Genomic DNA, 22,391 nt, shown 5'->3' on the forward strand with positions numbered 1-22,391 from the left:
ATTAACCTGCACATAAGCATCCAAGTCACTTTTGCTAGCTTTTGAAGGAGGAACCCATGCCAACATCAGTCAAAATCTTCGACACCACACTACGAGACGGAACTCAAGGAGAGGGCATCAGCCTATCAGTTGAGGATAAAATTAAAATTGCCCGAAAGCTCGATGAGCTTGGGGTTCATTATATTGAAGGCGGATGGCCGGGCAGCAACAGCAAAGACATCGAATTCTTTGAGCGTGTCCGCGATATGACCTTCACCAATGCCAAGATTGCCGCATTCGGAAGCACAAGACGCAAGGATTCCATAGCTTCAGATGACATCAATCTGAACAGACTTGTTGAGTCAGGTGCGCAGGTAGCAACAATCTTCGGGAAGTCATGGGACTTCCACGTGCATACGGCTATTCAAACAACGTTAGAAGAAAACCTGGCCATGATCTATGATTCCGTTCTTTATTTGAAAAGTTCCGGATTAGAAGTCATTTATGACGCAGAGCATTTCTTTGACGGCTACAAAAATAACCCTGAATACGCCCTGCAAACGATCAAAAAAGCTCAAGAAGCAGGCGCAGATTGGATCGTATTATGCGATACCAATGGTGGCTCGCTTCCTAGCGAAGTAACAGCTATCGTGACAGCAGTCAAACAGCACGTATCTACGCCTGTTGGTATTCATGCTCATAACGATTGCGAGTTAGGTGTAGCCAACAGCCTTGCTGCTGTTCAAGCAGGTGCCGGACAAGTCCAAGGTACGATTAACGGCTACGGCGAGCGCTGTGGGAATGCCAACTTGAGCTCGATTATCCCTAACCTTCAACTGAAGCTCGGCTACCACGTGATCTCTGAAGAACAATTGAAAACATTAACGCCAGTTTCAAGATATATCAGCGAAATTGCCAACATGCATATGCCAATCAACCAGCCTTACGTCGGCAACGCTGCATTCGCCCACAAAGGCGGTATTCACGTATCTGCGATCCTTAAGGATGCAAGCACATATGAGCACACGAAGCCAGAGCTAGTCGGTAACAAACAGCGCGTCCTTGTCTCAGAGCTTGCCGGCCAAAGCAACGTGCTTGTCAAAGCGCAAGAGCTGAACTTAGACTTCGATAAAGAGCACCAGAAAACCAAAGAAGTGATCGAGAAGATCAAAGATCTAGAGCATCAAGGCTACCAATTCGAAGGTGCGGACGCAACACTTGAGCTGTTGCTGCGCGAAGCCTTCGAAGGACTAGAAGAGATTTTCACCTTAGAATCGTTCAAAATGCTTGTTGAGAAATCTGCGAATCAATCTGTCGTATCTGAAGCCATTGTCAAGGTGAAGGTTCATGGCGAAACGATCTACACCGCGGCAGAAGGTAACGGTCCGGTCAATGCCTTGGATAATGCTTTACGCAAAGCGCTTATTCAATATTATCCGGACATTAAGAATATTCATCTGTCAGACTACAAAGTGCGTGTCCTTGACGAGAAAGGCGCCACAGCCGGTAAAGTTCGCGTCTTGATGGAAACAACAGACTTTAACACGACTTGGAATACGCTCGGGGTGTCCAGTAACATCATCGAAGCCAGTTGGTATGCCCTTGTGGACAGCTTGCGCTATGCGCTTATCAGCAGACAACGTGTTGAGCCAACCAACAAAGAGCAGAACGAGCGACTTGGTTTGATCAATCACTAAAGCTTTCGGACAGACAAAAGCTGCAAATTAGCCCTCAGGCTAACTTGCAGCTTTTTTGTCATCCTTTAATTAGACTCGCAATCTTCTTATCCAGCTCTTTTGGCGAAAGTACGTGAATAACCTCACGAACAACGCCATTTTTATCAATCAGAAAACTGGTTGGAATCGCAACGACTCGGTACGTATCCGCGTTCGTTCCTTGCTTATCTAAAAGTACTGGGAAAGGGTATTTATACGTTTCCACGAACTTTTTGATATTCTCCATTTTATCCCCAGGTGTAACATTCACCGCATACAAATCAAACTGTCCTTCGTATTTGTTATATACATTCACCAGATCCGGCGCTTCTTCCTCACAGGGACCACACCAGGATGCCCAAAAATTAACGAGCAAAGGCTTCTCACGCGGACCGCCAATCGTATACGCCTTTCCATCAAGCCCTGTCAAGGTAAACGAAGGTGCTAAGAAATTCACCTGAGGAGCTTGCTCTGTAGGCATTAACGTTTGTTTATTCTTATGCTGGGCATTTTGATAGATAGCTATCCCAGCTAATAATACAACCAATACGATCACAAATACATTCTTCTTCAAAAAAGTGTTCACCTCCACTGTCTATATTATCTCCAATTCAGCCTAATTTCCAACATCAGCAAGTCAACAAAGTATGCTTTCCCCATTTACGGGAAAAGTAAGTCTACCAATTGCTCTGAAAGGAATAACCAAAGTGAACAAAGTTGCAACATCCAACGCCCGAACCAAAAACAGATTTAGTGACAATGCCAACAACGGTTCTAACAACACTTCAAACAACAAATCGAACGGTAAATCCAAAGACAAATCAAGCAAAGGCTCCATATGGGAATATATCGCGATAGCAACAATACCTTTAGTTCTCGTCTTAGGGAATTCCATGCTAGTCCCCATTTTACCTGATCTGCAGGAAAAGATGGGCATCTCACGCTTCCAGAGCTCATTAGTCATTACACTATTCTCCATCGCAGCAGGGATCATCATTCCGGTGTCAGGGTATTTATCAGACCGTTTTACCCGGAAATCCGTCATCATTCCATCTCTCGTCGTATATGGCGCAGCTGGCGTCCTAGCAGGCTTTGGAGCCGTTTGGAACTCTTATCCCATCCTTATCATTGCTCGCGCCATACAAGGCCTGGGAGCAGCTGGTACAGCCCCTATAGCCATGGCTCTAGTTGGCGATCTGTATAAAGGCGGAGATGCGAGCAAAGCGCTAGGGCTCATAGAAGCTTCCAATGGGGCAGGCAAGGTAGTTAGCCCAATATTAGGCTCTTTACTTGCCTTAATCGTCTGGTTTGCCCCGTTTTTCGCATTTCCGATATTTTGCGTATTAGCCTTGTTAGCCGTTATTTTTATGATCAAAGAACCGCCGAATGAGAAAAAAGCTGAGCCTCTTGGCACCTACTTAAAGCAAATTAGAGATATCCATCGGGAAAAAGGAAAGTGGCTTATCCCATCATTTTTTGCCGGAGCGATCACCCTATTTATACTTTTCGGCGTACTCTTTTATTTATCTCAAATATTAGAAGAAGAACCTTACAGTATCGTGGGAGTCCGCAAAGGGTTCGTGCTGGCAATCCCCCTGCTTTGCATGGTCATAACTTCGTACACAACCGGTGCCAAAATCAAGCAAAATGGAACGTTGATGCGTTGGTTAATGAATATCGGACTGATTATGATGACAGTCTCTTTAACATTAGCGATCTTTCTCAACACAAACCTGTATGTTTTCATCGGACTTCTATCGCTTAGCGGAATAGGAACTGGCCTCCTGCTTCCCTGCTTAAACACCATGATCACCGGCTCTGTAGAACGCGATCAACGCGGTATGATCACTTCGTTGTACAATAGCCTTCGCTTTATCGGCGTAGCATTCGGCCCGCCATTATTCGGGTGGCTCATGAACATGTCCCACAAAACCTTATTTATATCAGTTGCCTCAATGGCTCTTCTGATGTTAGTGCTCGTCTTTTTCTGCATCAAACCAAATGAAGTCCTGAAAGAAAAAGCATGATATACTAGCCTCAATCTTAGTCGTATTAATAAGGTGGGAGCGCTAATGATCGTATATTTAAAAGAAGAACTCTACACTCAGCTGCTTCAATTCAGTCAGCAAAAACTGCCCGAGGAAGCCTGCGGCCTCATTATAGGCAAACATTCTTCAAGCACAAATGAGGAGCTTCTAGCCTCTTCCTTTGTTCCGATGCGTAATTGCTCCATCAGTCCTCGAACTCATTTCGAGCTCAGCCCAGTAGAGATGATTCCCTTTCTAACAAATAGCGAAAATCCTGTGATCGGCTTATTCCACTCACACCCAACAGCTCCCGCGGTACCATCCGCCGCGGACTTGCAAACCCTTTGGCACACAATTCCTACTTATTGGATCCTGTCTTTGATGCATCCAAATAAGCCCGAATTGCTGCTTTACACAATAAAAAAAGCCACATCAACCAATTATCACAAACTCGCGTTTGTAATCGGTCAATGATGGCTTAAGAGGGCGTATAGATCACCTAACGTATCCACATTCCTCGCTTTAATCTCGTCCATGAATCTAGACCACAGCTCTGCTGTCATCAAGGAATCCTCCAAGGCATGATGACGCTGTGTAACCGGAATTTCATAGGCATGAAGCAAAGAATCTAAGCTTAAATTTTTCCTTTTTGGCATCAGCCACTTCGCAATCATCATTGTATCAAGAACACGATGAGATAAGCTAACCTTAGAAGTCCGCCAAAGCGCAGAATTCAGAAAATTTTTATCGTGTCCAGTAGCATGCGCAACCAAAATTCGCTGCTGTACAAATTCCAGAAAATCACTCAAAACGCCGATCAGTTCAGGCGCATCTGCCACCATTTCATTCGTAATCCCCGTCAGTTCAACAATTTCTTCTGGGATTTTACGTTTTGGATTTACCATACTATAGAAGGTATGATCTCTCTGAACTTCACCTCCTATAACGGAGACGCCACCGAACGAAATAATTTCATCACCATTATAAGGAGAAAACCCTGTCGTTTCCAAATCAAAAACTACAATTTCCATCGAGTGCAGCGGTATTTCAAACAGGGAATCCTTCCGCTGTTCTTTTAACATGGAGCGAATAAAAGCCATCTGCTGAGCACTTTGTACATCAAACATGGAGGTAATAGCGGGTGTTAGCCCCCCCATCTTGTACAGGTGCCACATACGTCCGGCAGGTCGCATATCTTTCATCCCAATTCACCTCTCCAACACAAGAAAAATGTATTCCGATCTATCTAACCTTTTTCTCTCTCTATGTGCGAAACAATCGACTTTTTTACATATTTCTGCAACTCAATTCCAGCGCGCAAACATTGTTTTAATTCTTGTTTGACTTCCTTGGTCAATTGATCTGCGGCTAGCTTCCCCCGCGTTGTATACATATCATCTTCCAATTGGAACGGTGTCAAATCCCTAAGTTTAAGCGCTACGCCAAATGCCTCTAACCATTCATCTGCTAACTGTTCTGGTATAAACTCACTATCCTTTAATTGCTTAATCCTTTGCGACGTGGATGAGTGCATAATTCCAGCTTGGATAGCGAGCAGGCGAATACCATTTACGATAGGAATATAAGCGCCATATTTGATATCAAAACCACCTGCGTCCTCGCCATACCTCTCAGTAATTAACTGGCCAAAGACACCTAACGATATTTTGTGGTGGAGTGTATTCGATAATAAATAGTTCAAAATACCCGAATTCTCCTGAACATAGGTTAAAAACGTACCTTTCAGTTGATCGACCAAATTATGCGATCCGTATATACACCGCATATCCGCCATGATGAGCAGATAACGGATATTTTCCCACTCTGGTTCCTGCAACCATTCCAGCATCATTTGGGTATACTCTGTTAACGGCTTTCGCCATTGTTTATTACTAGAAACAACATTGCCTTCACACGGCGGGTATCCTAATGCATCTAGACCTTGTAAAATACAATCAACCAATTTTATGAAGTATGATTCTACTTCTTCTTCCAGATGCTTTTCGCTTTCTCCGTATACTAGCCCGTTATCCTGATCACTCCAAAGTGTTTGTTCACTTCGCCCTCCACTCCCGAACAATATAAAAGCATACGGCACAGGTGGTTTCCCAAAGCCTTCATCTTCTAAAATGTGTTCAGCAAGCTCGATCGTCCTTTGTATAAGAGCATCATGAATGGCGTTCACTTTTCGTCCTAATTCAGGTGTATGAGAGAAAAGGAGATGCTCCCGAAACATCTCATGCACCTGATCTCTGGTTATTCGCATCTCATCGAACTGTTCCGATAGATAGATACGCTCCAGGATCTGTTCCATTGAGAGATGTTTCATTTTGCATCCCCTTTGCCCAAGTAGAAAGTTATGTGATATTAAACGGACACGCCGTTTTGAGCTGCTTTTTTCATTTGTTCTGGGTAACCGTATGAACCATGTTCAGACAAGTCCAGACCAATGATTTCTTCTTCTTCAGTTACACGCAGACCAACTGTAGCTTTAAGAATTCCTAAGATAATGAAGGAAAGAACAAGTACGAATGCCAATGCTCCGAAAACGCCAAGCGCTTGAATACCTAATTGGTGCAAACCGCCACCGTAAAATAACCCCGCGCCACCGATACCAACTTTAGCAGAAAGTTCAGGTGTGGCGAACAAACCTGTGGAAAGCGTACCCCAGATACCAGCGATACCATGTACCGAGAAAGCGTAGATTGGATCATCGATACCCGCTTTTTCAAACCATTGTGCCGTGAAGAAAGTAACAATACCTGCCACTGCTCCGATAACGATCGCTGCCCAAGTGTCTACGAACGCACACGCTGCTGTAATCGCAACAAGTGCTGCAAGAACACCGTTCAACATGCTAGGAATGTCTGCTTTACCAAAGTACATCCAAGAAATAATCAGCGCCGCAACGCCGCCTGCTGCAGCAGCCATGTTCGTTGTTAAGGCGATATAACCGAAGAATCCATCACCCATTGCGCTTAGCGTACTACCTGGGTTGAATCCGAACCAACCGATCCAAAGAATGATAACACCGAGAACAGACAACACTTGGTTATGACCAGGAATAAGGTTTGGCGTATTATCTTTATTATATTTGCCAATACGTGGTTTTAACAAGATCGTAGCTACTAAAGCTGCTGTTGCACCTTGTAAGTGAACGACAGTTGAACCTGCGAAATCTTGCATACCAAGCTTGCTCAACCAGCCGCCGCCCCATACCCAGTGAGCAACGATTGGATAAATCACTACGGTGAACAAAATTCCGAAGATAAAGTAAACAGGAAGCTTAGCTCTTTCTGCAAATCCACCCCAAGCAATTGCCAAGGATACACCTGCGAAAGCTAGTTGGAATAAGAACTTGATGCCGATTGGCACATCAGAGAAGGACAAGGAACCGAAGGCCGCTGCAGCTTGATCTTCCAAGCCTGTAACGAAGAACCCTGTTGTACCGAAGAAGGCATTTCCGTCACCGAAGGCGAAACCGAAGCCAACAGCCCAGAATGCAATGGCACATAATCCGAATGTCAAGATTGTTTTACCAGCTACGTGACCGGCATTTTTCATTCTAGTCGACCCTGCTTCTAATAAGGCGAAACCAGCTTGCATGAAGATAACTAAAATAGCGGCTAACATGACCCAAACAGCATCGATTGCACCTTGCAATTGGGGAATTGTTGCTTCATCTGCAGCAAATGCGAGAGTAGGGAACAACAAGGCCATGACACCAAAAGCTAACAACAACTTCTTAACCATACGACCACTTCCTTTAATGTTAGATTAAATAACATGTAATGAAACTCTTAATGTCATTATATACAGGTTATATGGGTTTGACAATAGGATTTTCTCTAAAAAAATGAAAAAAACGAAAAATAACCTGACATCGAACAGGCATAATTCGTGTTTTCATAATTATTTGTGAAAAAATGTTAAGATTCCTATCTTAAAACCCTTGTCAGCTATGATAAGCATCACGTTTGACTGTACGGTTTGTAATCAGGTATCATTATTATAGAAGTAATTTATTATATGACATTGGAGTAGGGGTGAATGAAATATGGAAAATGAGAAGCTATACAAAATCGGGGAACTAGCCAAACTTGCCGATGTTAGTTCTCGAACCATTGATTACTACACCAAGCTTAACTTGATCGAGCCCGAGAAAAGATCCGACACGAATTACCGGCTTTATAGCGATGAAACTTTGAATCGACTTAAACGTATTGAAACTATGAAGAACGAGAAATATACCCTAGAGGAGATCAAAGCAAACTTACAGCAATGGAGCAAGGTGTCCCAGGATGATACAGTGAGAGATAAGCTGACATCTATCCAACTTCATCTTGAACAGTTAATGAAGGAAGCCAAAGAACTTGGGCCAATCATCCAGCAGCTGAAGCCAAATCAACTAAAAAAGCTTTACCGCATACTAACGCAGCCAACTGCAGCGTGCATTGAAGCATTAATTGTTCTTCTAGGTAAAAATCCGTTCTCATAACGAATTACGGAGGCGTGTGAAATGTTATTTTTTCACCCAATGGATTTTCTCATTATTATTGCATTTGCTCTTTCTTTGTGGGCCTCGTTCCGAGTCCGCGGAACATTCAACAAATGGTCTAGTGTCCCTGTCTATTCAGGAATGACAGGCGCCCAAGCCGCACGTCGGATGCTGGATGCCAATGGGCTCTATGATGTCCCTGTTGAAGCCGTGCGAGGCACGTTAACCGACCACTATGACCCTTTGGCTAGAGTTGTTCGATTATCAGAACCTGTCTACTATCAAAGCTCTATATCAGCCGTTTCCGTCGCCTGTCATGAAGTTGGGCATGCGATTCAACACAAAGTACATTATCCCATGCTCGTCGCAAGACATTATATGTTCCCAGTCGTCAATATTGCATCTGGTGTAGCTCCATTCTTAATATTAGCCGGTTTCTTGTTCCAGCAAATTCCATGGCTTCTCGGTCTGGGTATCATTTTTTTCGCAGCCGCAGTCGCCTTTCAACTAGTAACCTTGCCGGTAGAATTCAACGCTAGCTCTAGAGCACGCGATTTGATGGTTTCCGAGGGTTTCATCTCGAATCAGGAAGAACGTGGAGTAGCCAAGGTCCTCAATGCAGCAGCACTTACTTATGTCGCGGCAGCGTTAATTTCTGTTCTTGAGCTACTGAAATATATCATGATATTTAGCGGTCGTAACAGCGACGATTAATACACAAAAGCTCTCCATTGTGCCGCAGCCTAAGCAGCGCACAAGGAGAGCTTTTATTATTGAAAATATTCTTGCAGAAAGCGTCTGAATACTTCAGCTACTAACGGAAGCTTCTCGCCTTTCCGGCTGATCAAACCAACCGTTCGTGTCACTTGCGGATCGGTCACACGGATTTTGGCAGGCTGCATCTGTCCGCCTTCGATTAGTGCCATGGAGGGTAGCAAGCTAACCCCCATCCCCGCAGCAACAAGACCTCGAATCGTATCCGTCTCTTCTCCCTCGAATTCGATTTTTGGGACGAAGCCCGCCTTCAAGCACGCCTCCATGACAATCGAGCGCAGCGTATATTCTTCACTAAACATAACAAAGTTCTCATGCTTCAACTGCTCGAGACGAATCGACGTATAATCAGCAAGGATATGATTGGCCGGAATAATCGCATACAATTCTTCTGTCAGTAATAATTCACCTGTCACATGCTCATGCGACTCTGGAAATGGCGAAATAAAAGCGAGATCGATCTCACCCTTTGTAACATCTCGAATCAAAGACGTGTACGTCCCTTGCCGAAGCCGAAATTTAACATTAGGATGATCTTTCTTAAAAGACGCGACGACAGCAGGCAGCAGATTAATGACCATGCTGTGTGGAAAACCAATGCGAATTTCCCCTGCCTCAGGATCGAGAAATTCATGCATCTCACCAACAGCACGTTCCAAATCCGTCAGTATCCCCTCGATGCGACTTAGGAATAAGTGACCAACCGAAGTCAGATGCAGATTACGTCCCTTTTGAACAAATAAATTTACGCCAAGTTCCTCTTCCAATAGATGAATTTGGCGGCTAACAGCCGACTGAGCCACATGCATTTCTTCTGCGGCTTGAGTTACGTGCTGCTTTCTTGCAACTTTCACAAAATACTGCAATTGTCTTAATTCCACTTGGATGAATCCCCCGGCTTTTCTTACAGGATTACGAATCTGTCAACATTTTATGCATCTAAATTATAGCCTCACATCTTCAATTGGACAACCTAACTTCAAAAAGCTTATAATGAAAAAGTTGTTAAATTGCATGGAAATCAAAGGAGGAACTGTTCAAATGGCTCAAGACCGTACTGGTGTTGCTACAATCAAAGGCAATCCGATCACCTTGGTAGGACCTGAAATTAAAGTAGGTGACAAAGCACCTGACTTCACTGTTAACAAAGACTTGATGACACAAGTAACCTTGGCAGATTATGCTGGTAAAGTAAAGCTGATCAGCGTAGTTCCATCCTTGGACACAGGTGTTTGTGACGCACAAACTCGCCGCTTCAATGAAGAAGCAGCTGGCCTTGGCGATAATGTCACTGTATTGACAATCAGCGTTGACCTTCCTTTCGCGCAATCCCGTTGGTGTGGCGCAGCTGGAATCGATAAAGTTATCACTTTGTCCGATTACAAAACAAAATCCTTCGGTGAAGCATATGGCGTATTGATCAAAGAGCTTCAACTTGATATGCGTTCAATCTTCGTTATCGATGCTAACGATACCGTACAATACGTGGAATATCTGGGCGAAATGACTGCTCACCCTAACTACGAAGCAGCCGTAGCAGCTGTTAAAAAATTAATCTAATAGAAACAAATAAAACAGCAAGGAGGCCAAGCTTCCCTGCTGTTTTTATTATCCTTCAATCTTATATTGAGCTAGTTTACGGTCTAATTGTTTGTAAATATCTATAATCGTACGGTAGTTGGAACCTAGGTCCCCCATCGAGCCGCGGGATGCTGAATATATATCCACTGCCGTTTTCACGGGATTAATCGCGAACAGTGTCAAAGTAACATCCTGTGTCCTGCCTGTCATTGTTTTGCGTTCAGCGAGAATCTCACCTACACTTTGGACTTCGTGGAGCAGCTTATAACCTGGTGTCTTCTTCAAAACAGCCGTGACCTCTTCCCAAACTTGCTCTTTGGAAAGCTTATAATACCTTGTTTTAAGCAAAGGATCTTTGGCTTTATCTCCGGTCGTTTCGTGACTGCGAAGTAATCCGATTAAAGTTCTCTTAAGCAAAAGCCTTTTCCCCCTTCAATGAAGTGCATTTAGACCGCTTGCCTTCTCTACACTGTTCTCTATATTACCACTGTTTGGGGATAAGAAAAAGAGGGAAAATGAAATCGATAGGATTACTCAACCGTCATTCCGACAGATTTACTGATTAATTTCCAAAAAAGGTAGTATAAAGCAAATAGGCATTTAGACCAGCGATTATTACCGCCACGAACCAACTAAGCACGATCATCCACTTCGGTGTGATAAGCTCACCCATTTTTTTACGATCAGAGGTAAATTTCACTAGCGGAATGACAGCAAAGGAAAGCTGCAAGGACAGGATGACCTGACTTAGGATGAGCAAATCCGTAGCGCCACTTTCTCCATAGATACCAATCACGATGACCGCCGGGATGATCGCAATCAATCGGGTAATCAATCGACGGAGCCATGGGGAAAGACGAATATTTAGGAAGCCTTCCATTACAATCTGCCCGGCTAATGTCCCTGTGAGCGTTGAATTCTGCCCAGAAGCTAGTAGCGCAACTGCAAATAAAATACTCGCGGCGCCAGTACCTAGCATAGGTCCCAGCAGATGATAGGCATCCTGGATTTCAGCTACTTCTGTGCCTGCCGAGTGAAAAGCTGCCGCAGAAAGAATAAGAATAGCCGCATTTACGAATAGAGCAAGCATTAAAGCTACAGTTGAGTCAATCGTTGCAAATTTGATCGCTTCGCGTTTTCCTTTAATAGTAGGTTCAATTTTACGTGTTTGAACGATTGAAGAATGTAAATATAAATTATGAGGCATAACCGTCGCACCCAAAATACCAAGAGCAATATATAACATAGCAGGATTGGTAACAATTTCAGTTGTAGGAATGAATCCCGCTGCTACAGCCGCAAAATCAGGTTGTGAAAAAATGAGTTCCATCACAAAACAAAAAGTGATAAGTGCGATCAGACTAATAACCATAGCTTCAATATAACGGAAGCCTCTTTTTTGAAGCATTAACACTAAAAGTACGTCTATAGCCGTTAATATAACGCCATAAATTAACGGAATACCGAACAGCAAATTCAAGGCAATTGCTGCGCCAATAACTTCTGCTAAATCACAGGCCGCGATCGCTAATTCACATAGAATCCACAACACGAACGATACAGGCTTGCTATAATGATCTCGACATGCTTGCGCCAAGTCACGCCCTGTTACAATACCCAAACGGCCGGCTAAAGCCTGTAAGAGAATTGCCATCAGGTTTGAGATTAGGATGACAGACAAAAGCGTGTATCCAAATTTGGAACCTCCTGCTAAATCCGTTGCCCAGTTGCCAGGATCCATATACCCTACCGCAACGAGATAGCCAGGACCTACGAAGGCAAGCAATTTACGGAAGAATCCCGCTTTTTTAGGTACTCGCATACTTTGATGAACCTCAGGCAAGCTCGGCATGGAGGGTTTGCCTTTCCAGCCTTCACCTTCATGCTCAGCTTCTTTATATGCTATTGACATAATATCTCCTTCTTTCGTAAGACCAATAATGTTGTCCTAAGGAAACTTTTTAATTAGAATTATACTATATAACCCCATACTATGCTATAGGCAAACACTTATGTGCATATGAAATAAATTTTCCCATGGGAAAAACCAACACCGAGGAGCTAATCTCACTATGAATATTCGTCCAATTGCCAATGACTTAGAATTGAAAGCAGCTCATGACATTGAAATGAGCGTTTATGCGAAAGAATCCGCTGCTACTTGGGAGGCTTTTCGAATGAGGATGGCCGTATTCGGTCCTTATTTTCTGGTAGCTGAATTCGATTCAAGCTCCGAGCATACAATCATTGGTGTAGCCAACGGTGTGAAACTGAATCACAAAGACCTCGCTGATGAGAGTATCAAACAGGGCGTAGATTATGATAGTAACGGCGGTTATTTCTGTCTGCTTACAATTGCTGTTCAGCCAAATTATCAACGGCAAGGTGTTGCCGCTAAACTCCTTCAAGCAATGATTCGAAAAACCAAAGAAGAAAGCTTAAAAGGCATTGTTTTAATGTGTGAAAAACACTTGATTTCATTCTATGAAAAACATGGATTTCAGTACATCGCCCCATCAGCATCCGAGCACGGCGGAGTCCAGTGGCACGAAATGCATTTGCTTTGGCAATAAACGATAAAACGAAAAAAATCAGAATATAAAGAAGGAATTTAATGTTTTTGTGCGAATAATATAAATAATCTATCTTTGTATATTTATTAAACAAACAAAGATTATAAAGATCAACATTCTATTTTCAACAAAGGGTGAATTCTTATGTCTTATTTTATGGGGTTAGATTTAGGAACTTCTGCAGTTAAATGTATTCTTGTGGATGATTCAGGAACGGTCATTGGAAGCCATAGCGTCGAATACCCGCTTCAGCAGCCTCATCCCGGTTGGGCAGAGCAGCATCCTGAGGACTGGTGGAACGCCACCATTCAAGGTATTCGCTCGCTCTTAACGAAAACAAACATCGCTGGCAGCGATGTTGCAGGTATTGGCTTTTCCGGCCAGATGCACGGGTCGGTCTTCCTTGACGAGGCGCAGCAGGTCATCCGGCCTGCGCTGCTCTGGTGCGATCAGCGCACGGCTGAGCAGTGCGCTTACATCGAGTCGACCGTCGGCGAAGCCGAACTCGGCCGACTTACGGGCAACCGGGCGCTGACCGGCTTCACCGCGCCCAAAGTCATTTGGCTCCGGCAGCATGAGCCGGAGAACTACGCACGCGTTCGGCATCTGCTTCTGCCGAAGGACTACGTCAGGCTGCGCCTGACGGGCGCGTTCGGCATGGATATGGCCGACGCAAGCGGCACGCTGCTGCTGGACGTCGCCCACCGCAGCTGGTCTCAGACCGTAGCCGAGCGGCTGGAAATTCCGCTCGAGTGGCTGCCTCCGCTCTTTGAGTCCGGCGACGTGGCTGGTCACCTGCTGCCGGAAGCAGCCAGCCTGACCGGGCTAGCCGCAGGCACGCCGATCGTAGCCGGCGGCGGAGATCAAGCTTGCGGCGCCGTTGGTGTTGGCGTCGTCCGACAAGGCATCGCGTCAGTGGCGCTCGGCACATCCGGTGTCGTCTTCGTCCACGACGACACCTATCAAGTGGATGAAGCGTACCGGCTTCATTCATTCTGTCACGGCGTGCCTGGCAAATGGCACCGCATGGGAGTTATGCTGGCGGCCGGCGGCTCGTTCCAGTGGTGGCGCAACCACTTCGCGCACGAAGAGTTCGAGCGTGCGCAGCAGGAAGGCAAAGACGTCTACGAGATCTTGACGTCTGAGGCCTCCACGGCTCCCTTAGGCAGTGAAGGCTTGTTGTTCCTGCCTTACTTATCTGGGGAGCGAACGCCGCACCCAGACCCGAAAGCCCGCGGCGCATTCATCGGCCTTAATCTCAGACACGGCAAAGCGCATCTGACCCGCGCTGTTCTTGAAGGCATTACATTCGGGCTTCGCGACTCTCTTCAATTAATACGGGAGTCCGGTGTCGAGGTGACCGAACTTCGCGTGAACGGCGGCGGCGCTAGAAGCCCGTTCTGGCGTCAAATGATTGCTGACATTTTCGGTATCCCTGTTGTCACGGTTAACTCCACAGACGGCCCTGCTTATGGTGCTGCCATTATGGCTGCTTCAGGTGTCCTTGGAGAGGATATCACATCGCTTTGTGAGAAGTGGATTCAGGTCACAGATCGCGTAGAGCCAAACACGGATAATCAAACTAAGTATGAGGCTTATTATCAAATTTACCGTGGCCTCTACGGCACGCTACAAAATACTTTCCACCAATTAAGCGACCTTGCCGGTCAATCTTAATTGTAAGAACTGAAAAAGCGGTTGAACAGGAAATCCCCTGATCAACCGCTTTATTTTACGTATGTAGGCGCAAAGAAACCCGCCTATGCCGTCCGGTTTTGGTGCTTCAAACCCGCTCTCGCAGGTGGGTGTCCGCAGAAGTGTATTTGAGGTCCCCTTTCGAGGGCATGTCAGCCACACTTCGATATAGGTCTCCCTAGAAACAGTCATTGGTTTAAAACAACTTAAAACCGTTACGTACATCGCAGGATTCTTTTGTAGTTCTTATTATAGTGCTGTACCGGCTGATAATCAACTGGTAGCTTTATTCTCTATTCTTTTCATCATTTTTATGCAAGCTGACAGCAGAATTTCTGTTTTCTGTTTCCTCTTCAACCAACTCTTCCGAATTAGCTTCCGTTTCAGCTTCTTCAAGCTTTTGTAGTTCTTTCTCTTCAAGCTCCTGCTGCTTAATTTGCAGTTTCGTGAAGCTGCGGTTAAACTGCCAGAATGAAAAGGTTGCCATAATACTTCCCATGAAGAACACAACAAGGAAGAAATTAAATTTCGTAATACAAATGTAGAAAATCGCTCCATTACAAAGCAACAACACGATGGAGTTGATTGGATTTCCAATTGAAATCAAGACGGAATTTTTTAAAATTTGGAAGATTTTCATATGCAAGTGAACCATGATGGAAAAGAAATTAAATAGGGAAATTATCATAATCACTGTGAAGGCAATGAACAAAACGGCCAATATTTTGAGTGAGGTGCCTTGTTTTAAGTAAAAGAAGTAGTTCACGCTAATGATTACGAATATGATTACGAAGAAAATACCGCCGACCATGCTTTGCTTGTAGTTTTCTTTATATCCGCGGAAAAATGTTTTAAGCAGAGGTACATCTTCTTCTCCAGTAACCCATTTCCTAGCAACTGCGAACATGGCAGAAGTCGCCGGGAATAAAGTAAACGGTGCCAAAACTGCAATGATCGGTAACATGGCTTTCAGCCCATCAGGAGATGGACTTACCAATCCCATAAAACCAAAAAAGAAAACCGGAATTGAACACAACATCCACAACAGGTTAATCACCGATAAACGCATGATCCATTCTGATATTTTGTAAAGTCCTCCCATAACCCCTCTAAACTCCAAAACCGCTTCCTCCTTAGCGTTTCCTTTAGGAAACTTTCTACGTTGATAGTCCATAAATAATTAAATAGCTTGTCTCGACCAACCATAGTTTAATTATAGCCTATTTTTGAACATATAGGTAGACGTCTAGTCGTTCTAGGTTCTTTTACATAGTATAATATTGTGTCATTAGAACCAACCCCAAATCTTTATTAGGAGGTAGATACTATGTCAGCAGTTGGTGCATCTGCAGGTGCTGTTTTGGTTCTCTTTATCCTACTTGTTATTATCACTAGCTCTTTTGTCCTCTAAAATCCTATAATTATTGAAAAAAGGCGAAGATCCTCCAAGGATCTCCGCCTTTATTTGTGGGTGTAACCCCTTATTTGTTCACCAATGTGTCTTCGCTTTTACGAGGAGCTCTGGAACGGTCGCGATTGCCCGGATTGTTGCTTCCGTATTCGCGGTTTCTGGAAGAGGAACTGCGTCCTTCTCCACCTTCTCTGTTTGAACCGTAATCTCTGCCGCCACCATCTTTACGCGGGTATCGGGAATTAGAGCTGCTGGAACCACCAGAACCAGATCCGTATCCGCCGCCTTGACGACGATCTCCTGATCCTGAACCATATCCGCCGCCAACGCGTCGGCCTGAGCTGCGCACGTCGAATTTTTTCTTTCTAGCACGGATTGGATCTTCCGGAGTCAATTCGATATTCAATTCTTTTTTATCGCCTGTTAGAAGCTTCATAGCAGCTGCAAGCAAGTTTACTGAATCGTATTGCTCAAGCATTTGAATAGCCAAACCTTTGAATTCGAATTGTGCATCATTTTGAAGCACATCAAGAATACGTTCAGCTGTCATTTTTTGCTTGCCTTCGATTGCTTCTGCCAAACTAGGCAGCGGCTTTTTGCTAATTTTATGACGAGTAACTTTCTCGATGAAGTGCAAGTGATCGATTTCTCTTGGTGTTACAAACGTCCAAGCTGTACCTTCTTTACCAGCACGTCCTGTACGACCGATACGGTGAACATAGCTTTCTGGATCTTGCGGAAGGTCAAAGTTGATAACATGCGTTACACCGGATACGTCAAGTCCACGAGCCGCGACATCCGTAGCAACGAGCACATCGATGCTTCCGTCACGGAATTTCCTCATTACGTTATCACGTTGATTTTGGGACAAATCGCCGTGCAAACCTTCTGCAGCATAGCCTCTTTTTTGTAGAGCTTCCGCTAATTCATCAACGCGGCGTTTTGTACGTCCGAAGATGATGGCCAGATCCGGAGCTTCCATATCAAGCAAGCGGCTTAATGCTTCGAATTTTTGTTTTTCGTGCAATTCGATATAAGCTTGATCAATAAGCGGTGCGCTGACTTGTTTCGGGATAACCGATACATGCTCAGGATTACGCAGGAATTGTTGTGCCAATCTCTGAATGTTTGCCGGCATCGTTGCTGAGAACAGCATTGTGTGGCGCTCTTCCGGAACGAGTTTCAAAATGGATTGGATATCGTCCATGAAACCCATGTCAAGCATTTCATCTGCTTCATCCAGAATAACCGTTTGAACATCATCAAGTTTAATCGTTTTGCGATTAATGTGGTCAAGCAAACGACCAGGCGTACCGATGATAATTTGCGGTTTCTTTTTGAGGGCGCGGATTTGTTTTACAATATCCTGTCCACCATAAATGGGTAAGGAACGAATGCCTTTGAAACGGCCGAGCTTTTCAATCTCTTCCGCAACCTGAATGGCAAGTTCCCGTGTTGGACACATAATAAGAGCGGAGATACGCTCTTCTTTCATATTAATTTTGTGGATTAGCGGGATACCGAAAGCAGCGGTTTTACCAGTACCTGTTTGTGCTTGACCGATCAAATCCCGGCCTTCCATGGCTAACGGAATCGTTTTTTCTTGAATCGGTGTGGATTCTTCAAACCCCATCTCCGTTACCGCACGTAAAATCGCCGGCTCTAAACCAAACTCCTGAAATGTTTTCAAATAAATTCAATCTCCTTTTGTACAGGGCAGGCTAATGCCTTGTATCTTTTTTACCCTTAAGTACGACTTCCTATCCGTGTCTATAGTTTCTTGGTGGATAACATTTCGATTCATCATCTTCCATGATCCAATGGGCCGCCCTTAAGAACATCTAAAATATTATAGCACAAGTTATATGCACAATGCCAGAGGCTGCTTTCATGAACACAACGAATGATGAGAACGAAACCTTAAGCATAAGCTAAACGTATTACAGATTAGAACAACATTCGGAACAGAGGAGAGTTTTTCAATGTCCATATTTAAACGTGTAAGCAGCATTCTGCGAAGTCAGAAACAAGTACCGGAAACAACCCCCGCTGGCAACCCGCTTGAAGACGCCAGAGTTGGGGATATTGTAAATGTAGACTTAGAGGAATACGTCGTATCCGGTAAAGTCATTTATTTCGACCGGGGTTTTGCTCCGCATCGCTACGCCTATTATTTGCAAAGCGGCAAAAATATTCAGTGTCTGATTGTGGAAAAAGGACGAACCTATGATTGTTTCCTTTGCAGCTTTGTTGAAGGTGCACTCGATGACCCCAATGATGTCCCAACCCGTCTTGAATTGGATGACGATTTAACGTTCGACTTAGAGTTTCATCGTAATGATGTTACACGGACTGAAGGCAATACTGATTTCCGGAGTGGTGATGATATCATCTTCTGGCGTTACTTCGGCCCTGATCGCAGGTTTTTCTTCCTTCAATGGCAAGATGGCAAATTTGTCGCCCTCGAAGGGGAGCGGACGCCGGGGAATCAGATTAAATTTTTGAAATCGACGCATTAATCCACCTGTGATATCATTTAGTCATACCCCAAAAGGAGGGTTTACTGTAAAGTGAAAAGATGGACCTCATGGCTTTCCTTCTTATTGATCATCGCCCTTCTTACCGGGTGTGGCGCTGATGCCGTACGTTATATCAAAGATGAGTACCCGCTTGTCAGTGTGGAAGGTAAAGGCACTAACCTTTCTAAAGTATATTTAGTCGAAGGTAAAAATGTCCCTGCTGTTGCAACTGAACTGGCCGCGAAAGAGTCACCGAAAGAAAAGAGCAAGGAATCCGAAGATCAAATGTTCCTTGTTTATAGTGATAAAGTCATTAACATTCAGAAAGATCCTAATGAGAGCAAGAACACCCTGGTTCAGGTAGACAGTATAGAATATGCAAAAACCCATTATGATTCCTCTTTCTTACAAGGGTTTTTGACAGCGGCCTTACTGCAAAACCTCTTCGGGGGAAGCTGGTTCAACAATAGAGGGTCCTACGATTATCGAGGCTATACGAAGACACCGACCTATAATGCAGGTTCCGGTAAGCCAACTACGCCGACAACCGATACCTCCAAGGATAAAAAACCGACAACATCGGATCGGACGGGAACTTTCAAGAGCGGGACGGCAAATCCTAGTTCAGGCAGTTCCTCCACGGCACGCAAGAACGACGGTTCCACACCTAATAAGGTGACGAAGCCTTCGACCAGCAAGCCTAGCACAACGAAAAAGACCGGCTCCTTCAAAAGGCGCTAGTCACATTAGAAAAGCTGTTGTCCACGAAATGGACACAGCTTTTTTATTTTCGTTTATTTTAATTATACACTGGTTAAATAATGATTGAAGTTTTGAAAGAATGAATTATACTTGCATTATGCTGCATACTATTTTAGAGGTGATTTTTTTTGAAAAAAGCGCTGGATGCCGTCATCATTTTAGTTGGCGCTCTGCTTGTCGCGGTTGGCTTCAACATGTTTCTCATCCCTCACCAGCTGCTTAGCGGCGGGGTGTCGGGATTCGCCATGATTATCGGCTATTTTACGAACTGGAACATTGGCTTATTATATTTAATTTTTAACCTGCCCCTCATGATTTGGGGAATGATTTCGATCGGCCGCAGATTCATTATGATCAGTGTTGTTTCTGTCATTTTAACCGCGTGGTTGATGCAAATTCTGCCTACTAGTTATGTTGCGCAGGAACCTATCCTTGGCGCAGTGTTTGGCGGTGTTTTGATCGGGATCGGAAGCGGTATAACCTTAAGAATTGGCGGTTCCACCGGCGGCTTTGATATTGTAGGCTTGATATTAACCCGCAAATTTGATTTTCCATTGGGTAATGTTATATCTGCTATGAACGGGATCGTAATTGTGGCTCTCGGTTATTTTAAAAACAATTGGGACCTTGCCCTCTTTTCCATGTTAGCCATCTATATCTGTGGCAAAGTCGTCGATACGGTACATATTCGCCACGTTAAGGTGACAGCGTTCATCGTTACGAAACAGAAGGATGAGTTGACACATGAGCTGCTGCAGCTTCCTAGAGGTGTCACACTAGTAAAAACAGAAGGCGCTTATACGAAACAACAACATGATATGCTCATGACCGTCACTACCCGATATGAGCTTGCCGAGCTAAAACGAATTATTAAGAAGATAGACCCAAAAGCGTTCGTAAATATCGTTGAAACCGTTGGTGTCGTTGGCGAATTCCGCAAGCTGAAGTCGTAAACCGTGTAACCCGCCTCTTACATCCTTATTAAATTGTGTTATAATGATTGTAATTTCATATAGTTCTGGTTTCATCGTGAGTGGTTCAGGCGTAGTTCTTATTCTAATCTTATGATTGGAAGGGTGATGCTTGTGGAAACAGTCAAATTATCCAGGATTGTAATGAAATTAACACCCGAGTTGTACCCCTTCTTAACCAGCTGTGAGCTGGACTCTGAGATCGTCCTTCGATTTGGTATTGAGGCGCTCGAGGCAGAAGATGTCATGGAGATTATTCAGTTCAGTATTTCGGAACATCATAAAGACGCCCTTTATCATTAAGGGGCGTCTTTTTCTGATTTGACACAAATTTTTACACATTGTTATCGAGTTTGTAATAATTAGGCTATATAGGTTATGATAAGAACATGATATAATAAAGCTTAAGATAAATTATTGGAGGTGTCTACTATGGGAGCATTATCTCCTTGGCACATCATCTTAGTCGCAATTGTTGCCCTTCTCTTGTTCGGGCCTAATAAACTGCCTGAACTTGGCAGAGGTTTTGGCAAAATGTTTCGTGAATTCAAAGATGCAACGAGTGGAAATGGCGGTAACAACATATCTGATGATCAGCCTGTACCGGTTCGTAAAGAGATTAACCCTGCAGAAGTAACGAATACAGAGACAGGTCAGGTTAACAAATAATGAAAAGCACCCGGTAATGTTCCTCTACAGGGTGCTTTTATTTTAACTTTTGCCGCGCATAACCGCCTGTGTACCTAAGAACATAACTGCCGCAATGGCAGACATAACTGTCGCGAATACATACATGCTGGCGCCTCCCCACACTTCACTTAACCAGCCTCCAATCGAACCTCCGATAATTCCTGCTAGTCCCATGAACACCATGGCAAGTATCGATTGACCCGTAGATCCAAATTGTTCTGGCAGCAAACGAACGACATATTGAACTGCGACAATCCACAACACTGCGAAGGTGAGCATTTGTGTCACTTGCAGCCCGATTAACACCCATGGGTCCGTGATGACCGAATAAAGAACCCAACGAATTGTATAGATAATAGCGACAATTCCAAGAATGGTCAGCTCATGGTAGCGGTGAATGTATCGATTTATTAAGGCAAATACAGGGATTTCACTACATGCAGCAATCGCCCATGCCCAGCTTACCATCGCGTCCGTGGCGCCCAACTTATTGAGATATAAGCCTAATAGTGCATCATTCATGCGATGTGGGATTGAAATAATCAAGATCATTAACATAAACCACAGAAAGCTTTTATTTTTAAAAATAATACTAATTGCACTTAACGTAATTCGCTGCCCACTACTCTTCTCATCCTTAATAAAGGCTAGAAGCAGGAATGGAAAAATCCACAGAACCCAATAAAAATATGGAATTTTTGCTACTCCGCCCAATTGATCCAGCAGCAGCCCCGAGATTAACGCAACCCCTGAGAAACCAATGGAGCCCCATACCCGAACTGAGCCATAAGACATTCCTCGAACAGCGGTTGACTTCACCACCAAATTATCGATGAGTGGAATCGATGGCAGCAAGAAGAAATACAGAAGCAGTATGAAACCTAATGTAAGACCGAACCCGCTCGTTAAAAATAGTCCAAAGCTCCCTAATAATGAAAGCACCCACAGCAGAAACACAATGTTTTTTACTGAATTGAACCTGTCGCTTACATACCCCCAGAAGGGTTGAGCGAATATGGAGATAAAGGGGCCTATCATCATTAAGAGTCCAATTTCTGCTGCTGTATAGCCTTTTGTTTGCAAATACAAGGGTAAATAGGGCAACAAGATTGCGCTTGAAGCATAGTAAAAAAAGTTAACTCCCGACAAAGATACAATTTGCTTATCAAGTTTCAACAACGACTACCTTCTTTCTA

24 protein-coding genes and 1 other RNA gene are annotated in these 22,391 nt (G+C 44.2%); 14 read left to right on the top strand and 11 right to left on the bottom strand.

Going from position 1 to position 22,391, the window contains the following annotated elements; translation table 11 throughout:
- Window positions 1–56: 56 nt before the first annotated feature.
- Window positions 57–1,676 (top strand): citramalate synthase, encoded by a 1,620-nt coding sequence (cimA, locus tag AC58UW_RS02890; protein WP_497419210.1) that lies wholly within the window; start codon window positions 57–59, stop codon window positions 1,674–1,676.
- Between the two features lie 58 nt (window positions 1,677–1,734).
- Here the strand turns inward: cimA and AC58UW_RS02895 are convergent, their stop codons facing one another.
- On the bottom strand, window positions 1,735–2,268 hold the full coding sequence (locus tag AC58UW_RS02895; protein ID WP_497419211.1) for a TlpA family protein disulfide reductase: 534 nt from the start codon (window positions 2,266–2,268) through the stop codon (window positions 1,735–1,737).
- Between the two features lie 133 nt (window positions 2,269–2,401).
- Here AC58UW_RS02895 and AC58UW_RS02900 point away from each other — a divergent pair, with 133 nt between their 5' ends.
- Window positions 2,402–3,721, top strand: a complete 1,320-nt coding sequence (locus tag AC58UW_RS02900; protein WP_497419212.1) for an MFS transporter — start codon at window positions 2,402–2,404, stop codon at window positions 3,719–3,721.
- Window positions 3,722–3,766: 45 nt separating this feature from the next.
- On the top strand, window positions 3,767–4,195 hold the full coding sequence (locus AC58UW_RS02905) for a M67 family metallopeptidase (RefSeq protein ID WP_497419213.1): 429 nt from the start codon (window positions 3,767–3,769) through the stop codon (window positions 4,193–4,195).
- Here AC58UW_RS02905 and AC58UW_RS02910 read toward each other — a convergent pair.
- From AC58UW_RS02910 to AC58UW_RS02920, 3 genes are read right to left on the bottom strand one after another with little or no spacing between them, the layout of a single operon-like run.
- Window positions 4,189–4,923, bottom strand: a complete 735-nt coding sequence (locus AC58UW_RS02910; RefSeq protein WP_497419214.1) for an exonuclease domain-containing protein — start codon at window positions 4,921–4,923, stop codon at window positions 4,189–4,191. The genes AC58UW_RS02905 and AC58UW_RS02910 overlap by 7 nt on opposite strands.
- 44 nt (window positions 4,924–4,967) lie before the next feature.
- Window positions 4,968–6,050 (bottom strand): DUF294 nucleotidyltransferase-like domain-containing protein, encoded by a 1,083-nt coding sequence (locus AC58UW_RS02915; protein WP_497419215.1) that lies wholly within the window; start codon window positions 6,048–6,050, stop codon window positions 4,968–4,970.
- Between the two features lie 38 nt (window positions 6,051–6,088).
- Window positions 6,089–7,474 carry an ammonium transporter gene (locus AC58UW_RS02920; protein ID WP_497419216.1) on the bottom strand — a complete coding sequence of 462 codons (1,386 nt, stop codon included), beginning with the start codon at window positions 7,472–7,474 and terminating at the stop codon, window positions 6,089–6,091.
- Window positions 7,475–7,778: 304 nt separating this feature from the next.
- On the opposite strand from AC58UW_RS02920, the gene AC58UW_RS02925 reads away from it, so the two are divergent.
- Entirely contained in the window at window positions 7,779–8,219 is a 441-nt protein-coding gene (locus tag AC58UW_RS02925; protein ID WP_127454568.1) for a MerR family transcriptional regulator, read from the top strand.
- A gap of 21 nt (window positions 8,220–8,240) precedes the next feature.
- On the top strand, window positions 8,241–8,933 hold the full coding sequence (locus AC58UW_RS02930) for a zinc metallopeptidase (RefSeq protein WP_497419217.1): 693 nt from the start codon (window positions 8,241–8,243) through the stop codon (window positions 8,931–8,933).
- A gap of 56 nt (window positions 8,934–8,989) precedes the next feature.
- Here AC58UW_RS02930 and gltC read toward each other — a convergent pair whose 3' ends face one another.
- A complete protein-coding gene (gltC, locus tag AC58UW_RS02935) occupies window positions 8,990–9,874 on the bottom strand; it encodes a glutamate biosynthesis transcriptional regulator GltC (protein ID WP_497419218.1) in 885 nt (294 codons plus the stop codon).
- Between the two features lie 160 nt (window positions 9,875–10,034).
- Here gltC and tpx point away from each other — a divergent pair, with 160 nt between their 5' ends.
- Window positions 10,035–10,553: a thiol peroxidase gene (gene tpx, locus AC58UW_RS02940; RefSeq protein ID WP_145659233.1), complete on the top strand. Its 519-nt coding sequence runs from the start codon at window positions 10,035–10,037 to the stop codon at window positions 10,551–10,553.
- Window positions 10,554–10,601: 48 nt separating this feature from the next.
- Here the strand turns inward: tpx and AC58UW_RS02945 are convergent, their stop codons facing one another.
- Together AC58UW_RS02945 and AC58UW_RS02950 are read right to left on the bottom strand one after the other, a co-directional pair.
- A complete protein-coding gene (locus AC58UW_RS02945; RefSeq protein WP_145659234.1) occupies window positions 10,602–10,991 on the bottom strand; it encodes a DUF1499 domain-containing protein in 390 nt (129 codons plus the stop codon).
- A gap of 145 nt (window positions 10,992–11,136) precedes the next feature.
- Complete coding sequence (locus AC58UW_RS02950) at window positions 11,137–12,486, bottom strand: Nramp family divalent metal transporter (RefSeq protein ID WP_497419219.1); 1,350 nt, start codon at window positions 12,484–12,486, stop codon at window positions 11,137–11,139.
- Between the two features lie 160 nt (window positions 12,487–12,646).
- On the opposite strand from AC58UW_RS02950, the gene AC58UW_RS02955 reads away from it, so the two are divergent.
- Window positions 12,647–13,147, top strand: coding sequence for a GNAT family N-acetyltransferase (locus AC58UW_RS02955; protein ID WP_497419220.1), 501 nt, complete (start codon window positions 12,647–12,649; stop codon window positions 13,145–13,147).
- A gap of 156 nt (window positions 13,148–13,303) precedes the next feature.
- Entirely contained in the window at window positions 13,304–14,824 is a 1,521-nt protein-coding gene (gene xylB, locus AC58UW_RS02960; RefSeq protein WP_497419325.1) for a xylulokinase, read from the top strand.
- Between the two features lie 72 nt (window positions 14,825–14,896).
- Here xylB and ssrS read toward each other — a convergent pair.
- Together ssrS and AC58UW_RS02970 are read right to left on the bottom strand one after the other, a co-directional pair.
- Window positions 14,897–15,078: non-coding RNA, 6S RNA (gene ssrS / locus AC58UW_RS02965), on the bottom strand.
- A 50-nt stretch (window positions 15,079–15,128) separates the two neighbouring features.
- Complete coding sequence (locus AC58UW_RS02970) at window positions 15,129–16,016, bottom strand: YesL family protein (RefSeq protein ID WP_497419221.1); 888 nt, start codon at window positions 16,014–16,016, stop codon at window positions 15,129–15,131.
- 153 nt (window positions 16,017–16,169) lie between these two features.
- Here AC58UW_RS02970 and AC58UW_RS02975 point away from each other — a divergent pair, with 153 nt between their 5' ends.
- Window positions 16,170–16,253, top strand: a complete 84-nt coding sequence (locus AC58UW_RS02975; RefSeq protein WP_497419326.1) for a YjcZ family sporulation protein — start codon at window positions 16,170–16,172, stop codon at window positions 16,251–16,253.
- A 70-nt stretch (window positions 16,254–16,323) separates the two neighbouring features.
- On the opposite strand, the gene cshA is transcribed toward AC58UW_RS02975, so the two are convergent.
- Window positions 16,324–17,943, bottom strand: a complete 1,620-nt coding sequence (cshA, locus tag AC58UW_RS02980) for a degradosome RNA helicase CshA (RefSeq protein ID WP_497419222.1) — start codon at window positions 17,941–17,943, stop codon at window positions 16,324–16,326.
- Between the two features lie 292 nt (window positions 17,944–18,235).
- Between cshA and AC58UW_RS02985 the strand changes: the two genes are divergently transcribed.
- From AC58UW_RS02985 to AC58UW_RS03005, 5 genes are all read left to right on the top strand, one after another.
- Window positions 18,236–18,772, top strand: coding sequence for a DUF4178 domain-containing protein (locus tag AC58UW_RS02985; RefSeq protein ID WP_497419223.1), 537 nt, complete (start codon window positions 18,236–18,238; stop codon window positions 18,770–18,772).
- A gap of 51 nt (window positions 18,773–18,823) precedes the next feature.
- Window positions 18,824–19,513 carry a DUF4247 domain-containing protein gene (locus AC58UW_RS02990; RefSeq protein ID WP_497419224.1) on the top strand — a complete coding sequence of 230 codons (690 nt, stop codon included), beginning with the start codon at window positions 18,824–18,826 and terminating at the stop codon, window positions 19,511–19,513.
- A 149-nt stretch (window positions 19,514–19,662) separates the two neighbouring features.
- Window positions 19,663–20,487: a YitT family protein gene (locus tag AC58UW_RS02995; RefSeq protein WP_497419225.1), complete on the top strand. Its 825-nt coding sequence runs from the start codon at window positions 19,663–19,665 to the stop codon at window positions 20,485–20,487.
- A 162-nt stretch (window positions 20,488–20,649) separates the two neighbouring features.
- Complete coding sequence (locus AC58UW_RS03000) at window positions 20,650–20,808, top strand: hypothetical protein (RefSeq protein WP_407945420.1); 159 nt, start codon at window positions 20,650–20,652, stop codon at window positions 20,806–20,808.
- A gap of 129 nt (window positions 20,809–20,937) precedes the next feature.
- Entirely contained in the window at window positions 20,938–21,174 is a 237-nt protein-coding gene (locus AC58UW_RS03005; RefSeq protein ID WP_497419226.1) for a Sec-independent protein translocase subunit TatA/TatB, read from the top strand.
- 42 nt (window positions 21,175–21,216) lie between these two features.
- On the opposite strand, the gene AC58UW_RS03010 is transcribed toward AC58UW_RS03005, so the two are convergent.
- On the bottom strand, window positions 21,217–22,374 hold the full coding sequence (locus tag AC58UW_RS03010) for an MFS transporter (RefSeq protein ID WP_497419227.1): 1,158 nt from the start codon (window positions 22,372–22,374) through the stop codon (window positions 21,217–21,219).
- Window positions 22,375–22,391 lie beyond the last annotated feature (17 nt).

It is taken from the genome of Paenibacillus sp. J22R160 (genome assembly GCF_059692135.1).

What these genes read in the sequence shown, in the direction of transcription:
- cimA (WP_497419210.1), top strand. Translation starts at nt 57, where the DNA reads ATGCCAACATCAGTCAAAATCTTCGACACCACACTACGAGACGGAACT.
- AC58UW_RS02905 (WP_497419213.1), top strand. Translation starts at nt 3,767, where the DNA reads ATGATCGTATATTTAAAAGAAGAACTCTACACTCAGCTGCTTCAATTC.
- AC58UW_RS02910 (WP_497419214.1), bottom strand. Translation starts at nt 4,923, where the DNA reads ATGAAAGATATGCGACCTGCCGGACGTATGTGGCACCTGTACAAGATG.
- AC58UW_RS02915 (WP_497419215.1), bottom strand. Translation starts at nt 6,050, where the DNA reads ATGAAACATCTCTCAATGGAACAGATCCTGGAGCGTATCTATCTATCG.
- AC58UW_RS02920 (WP_497419216.1), bottom strand. Translation starts at nt 7,474, where the DNA reads ATGGTTAAGAAGTTGTTGTTAGCTTTTGGTGTCATGGCCTTGTTGTTC.
- AC58UW_RS02925 (WP_127454568.1), top strand. Translation starts at nt 7,779, where the DNA reads ATGGAAAATGAGAAGCTATACAAAATCGGGGAACTAGCCAAACTTGCC.
- AC58UW_RS02930 (WP_497419217.1), top strand. Translation starts at nt 8,241, where the DNA reads ATGTTATTTTTTCACCCAATGGATTTTCTCATTATTATTGCATTTGCT.
- tpx (WP_145659233.1), top strand. Translation starts at nt 10,035, where the DNA reads ATGGCTCAAGACCGTACTGGTGTTGCTACAATCAAAGGCAATCCGATC.
- AC58UW_RS02950 (WP_497419219.1), bottom strand. Translation starts at nt 12,486, where the DNA reads ATGTCAATAGCATATAAAGAAGCTGAGCATGAAGGTGAAGGCTGGAAA.
- AC58UW_RS02955 (WP_497419220.1), top strand. Translation starts at nt 12,647, where the DNA reads ATGAATATTCGTCCAATTGCCAATGACTTAGAATTGAAAGCAGCTCAT.
- xylB (WP_497419325.1), top strand. Translation starts at nt 13,304, where the DNA reads ATGGGGTTAGATTTAGGAACTTCTGCAGTTAAATGTATTCTTGTGGAT.
- AC58UW_RS02970 (WP_497419221.1), bottom strand. Translation starts at nt 16,016, where the DNA reads ATGGACTATCAACGTAGAAAGTTTCCTAAAGGAAACGCTAAGGAGGAA.
- AC58UW_RS02975 (WP_497419326.1), top strand. Translation starts at nt 16,170, where the DNA reads ATGTCAGCAGTTGGTGCATCTGCAGGTGCTGTTTTGGTTCTCTTTATC.
- AC58UW_RS02985 (WP_497419223.1), top strand. Translation starts at nt 18,236, where the DNA reads ATGTCCATATTTAAACGTGTAAGCAGCATTCTGCGAAGTCAGAAACAA.
- AC58UW_RS03000 (WP_407945420.1), top strand. Translation starts at nt 20,650, where the DNA reads ATGAAATTAACACCCGAGTTGTACCCCTTCTTAACCAGCTGTGAGCTG.
- AC58UW_RS03005 (WP_497419226.1), top strand. Translation starts at nt 20,938, where the DNA reads ATGGGAGCATTATCTCCTTGGCACATCATCTTAGTCGCAATTGTTGCC.